General features: G+C 71.8%; 3 protein-coding genes. 1 reads left to right on the top strand and 2 read right to left on the bottom strand.

Annotation, left to right across the window (positions count from 1 at the left end; translation table 11 throughout):
* Window positions 1–12: 12 nt before the first annotated feature.
* Both mobA and C665_RS19205 read right to left on the bottom strand, forming a co-directional pair.
* Window positions 13–654: a molybdenum cofactor guanylyltransferase MobA gene (gene mobA / locus C665_RS19200; RefSeq protein WP_004327931.1), complete on the bottom strand. Its 642-nt coding sequence runs from the start codon at window positions 652–654 to the stop codon at window positions 13–15.
* Between the two features lie 36 nt (window positions 655–690).
* The gene (locus tag C665_RS19205; RefSeq protein ID WP_004327932.1) at window positions 691–1518 is read right to left on the bottom strand and encodes a formate dehydrogenase accessory sulfurtransferase FdhD; all 828 of its coding nucleotides are present in this window, start codon (window positions 1516–1518) and stop codon (window positions 691–693) included.
* A 443-nt stretch (window positions 1519–1961) separates the two neighbouring features.
* On the opposite strand from C665_RS19205, the gene C665_RS19210 reads away from it, so the two are divergent.
* Window positions 1962–2429: a DUF3305 domain-containing protein gene (locus tag C665_RS19210; protein WP_004327934.1), complete on the top strand. Its 468-nt coding sequence runs from the start codon at window positions 1962–1964 to the stop codon at window positions 2427–2429.
* Window positions 2430–2563 lie beyond the last annotated feature (134 nt).

The following is a 2563-nucleotide window of genomic DNA, read 5'->3' on the forward strand; positions in this document are numbered from 1 at the left end:
CGGGGCGCGCGCTCATCCGCGCGGCGCGCCCGCGGCGGCGGCGGGCAGGTCGCGGGCGGCCTCGGCCAGCTCGTCGCGGGTGTTGACGTTGCGGAAGGCGGCCTCCTCGTCGTCGAAGGCGACCTCGACCACCTTCAGGCTGCCGTACCAGCGGTCGATCTTGCGTCCGCCGGCGGCGAGGAAGGCGCCGAGGTGATCGGCGAGATCGCGCCGGCACAGGCAGAACACCGGGTGCGGCTGCCCGAAGGTCTTGGCGACGGCGAGCTGGGCGTCGGCGCCGTGGAGGGCGGCGGCCAGGCGCTCGACCAGGTCCGCGGGCAGGAACGGGGAGTCGCAGGGCGCGGTGACGACGAAGGGATGCTGCGCGCGCAGGAGCCCGGCATGGAGCCCCGCGAGCGGGCCGGCGAAGCCGCCGATGTCGTCGCCGAACACCGGATGGCCGAAGGCCTGCCAGGCCGGAAGGTTCTGGTTGGCGTTGATGAGCAGCGCGTCGACCTGGGGGGCGAGGCGCTCGAGCGCGTGTGCCGCCATCGGCCGCCCGGCGAGCTCGACCAGGCCCTTGTCCACACCGCCCATGCGGCTGCCCTGGCCGCCAGCGAGCAGGATCCCGGTGATGCGGCGGTCGGCGGGGCGGGGGGCTGGGGAGGGAGGCATGGTGGGAGCTCGTCGTGCGTGGGAGGGGGTGGCGTTTCAGTCGCGCTCGAAGCGGTCGGCGCCGGAGAACAGCAGGTAGTGCTTGCCCTGGGCGCGGCCGATCATGGTGAGGCCGATCTTCTGCGCGATCTGCCAGCCCATGTGGGTGAGGCCGGAGCGCGAGACGAGGAAGGGAATGCCCATCTGCGCGGTCTTGATCACCATCTCGGAGGTGAGCCGGCCGGTGGTGTAGAAGATCTTGTCGCTGCCATCGAGCCCGTCGAGCCACATCTGGCCGGCGATCGCGTCCACCGCGTTGTGGCGGCCGACGTCCTCGAAGAACATCAGGATCTCGCAGCCGCCGGGCGTGGCCCTGGCGAGCGCGCAGCCGTGCACCGCGCCGGCCTGCTTGTAGATGGACTCGTGGTGGCGCACCGCGTCCATCAGGGCGTAGAGGGTGGATTGCCGCAGCTGGCGATCGTGCGGCAGGCGGATCTGGTCGATCTCGTCCATGAGTCCGCCGAACACCGTGCCCTGGCCGCAGCCGGTCGTGACCGTGCGGCTGCCGAGCTTGCGCTCGGCGTCCTGCATGCCGGCGCGCGTGGTGATCGCGACCGCGTCGGTATCCCAGTCCACCTGCACCGCGGCGATCTCGTCCAGGCTGCGCACCAGGCGCTGGTTGCGCAGCCAGCCGATGGCGAGCGCCTCGGGGGCGGCGCCGAGCGTCATCAGGGTGACGATCTCGCGCTTGTCGACGTAGAGCGTGAGCGGATGCTCGCCGGCGATCGAGGTCGGCACCGTGTCGCCGCGTTCATCGACCGCGGGGATCTCGATGGTGAGTGGACGGCGGGCCTGGCTCAGCAGGGGACGGTGGGGAGGGGTCATCGGGGCGGGGCCGGGGATGCGCGAGCAGGCGATTGTAGCCGCAAGTCCGGCGGGGCATGGGCGGAGTCGCGGCTCCAATCCGGCCGTGCGGTCGCTGCGGTGATCCGCCCTCGGGACCACGGTGGCGCGCGCCGCCTGCACTCGCGGCCTCGCCCCGACACGGAATTCGCTACCGCGGATCGCGACTCACGTGGCGATTCCCGCACGCGCGGCGGTCGGACATTGTGGGAGCGACGCGAGTCGCGATTTCCGCAAGCGCGGCGGTCGCATTGTGGGAGCGACGCAAGTCGCGATTTCCGCAAGCGCGGCGGTTGCATTGTGGGAGCGACGCGAGTCGCGATCGCGGCGCCTGAGGTCCGTGCCGCGGGTTTCCACGCTCGCGCACGGCGCGGCGGGCGCTTATGCTAAGAAAGACATGGACCTTCCTTTGCGGGTGCAGCACGATGAAAGAATTCCCCATCGCGGTGATCATGGAGCGCCGCCGCCTGAACAACCCCTGGGTCGATGCCGCCTGGGAGGCGGTGGGGGTCGTGCCGGCCTTCGACGACGCCGCGCCGGCGCCACGGCGCATCGTCGACGAGCCCGAGCGCAGCCAGTGGCGCTGCGGGGGCTTCGCGCTCGAGCTTTTCCGCGACGAGGCGGAGAACTACTTCGCCAACCTCACCGCGCCCATCCCCAAGGTCTTCGTGCTGTGGCGCATGGACGGCGAGCTCGCCCGGCCGGCGACGGTCTCGGTGAGCTATGGCGAGGCCGCGCGCTGGCTGGACTCGGGCGAGCAGGTCGATGGCGTGGCGATGCCGCGCGAGATTGCCGACTGGGTGGGGGATTTCGTGAACACGCATTACCAGCCGGAGCCGAAGAAGAAGGTCAAGCGCAACGATCCGCTCGGGCTGGACCGGAGACGGACGTGAGCCGCGGCTTTCTCTCGCGCTGGTCGCGGCGCAAGCTCGCCGCGGTAGCGCAGGCCGAGGCTGCAGCGCAGCCGGCGGGCGCTCCGCCCGCGCCGCTGCGCACGCACGCAGCGGATCCGCTGCCGCTCGCGCCG

The organism is Thauera aminoaromatica S2 (genome assembly GCF_000310185.1).
In the GTDB taxonomy this organism is placed as follows: domain Bacteria; phylum Pseudomonadota; class Gammaproteobacteria; order Burkholderiales; family Rhodocyclaceae; genus Thauera; species Thauera aminoaromatica.

Excerpts from the sequence above, each read along its gene's own strand:
- mobA (WP_004327931.1), bottom strand. The coding sequence starts at position 654 with ATGCCTCCCTCCCCAGCCCCCCGCCCCGCCGACCGCCGCATCACCGGG.
- C665_RS19205 (WP_004327932.1), bottom strand. The coding sequence starts at position 1,518 with ATGACCCCTCCCCACCGTCCCCTGCTGAGCCAGGCCCGCCGTCCACTC.
- C665_RS19210 (WP_004327934.1), top strand. The coding sequence starts at position 1,962 with ATGAAAGAATTCCCCATCGCGGTGATCATGGAGCGCCGCCGCCTGAAC.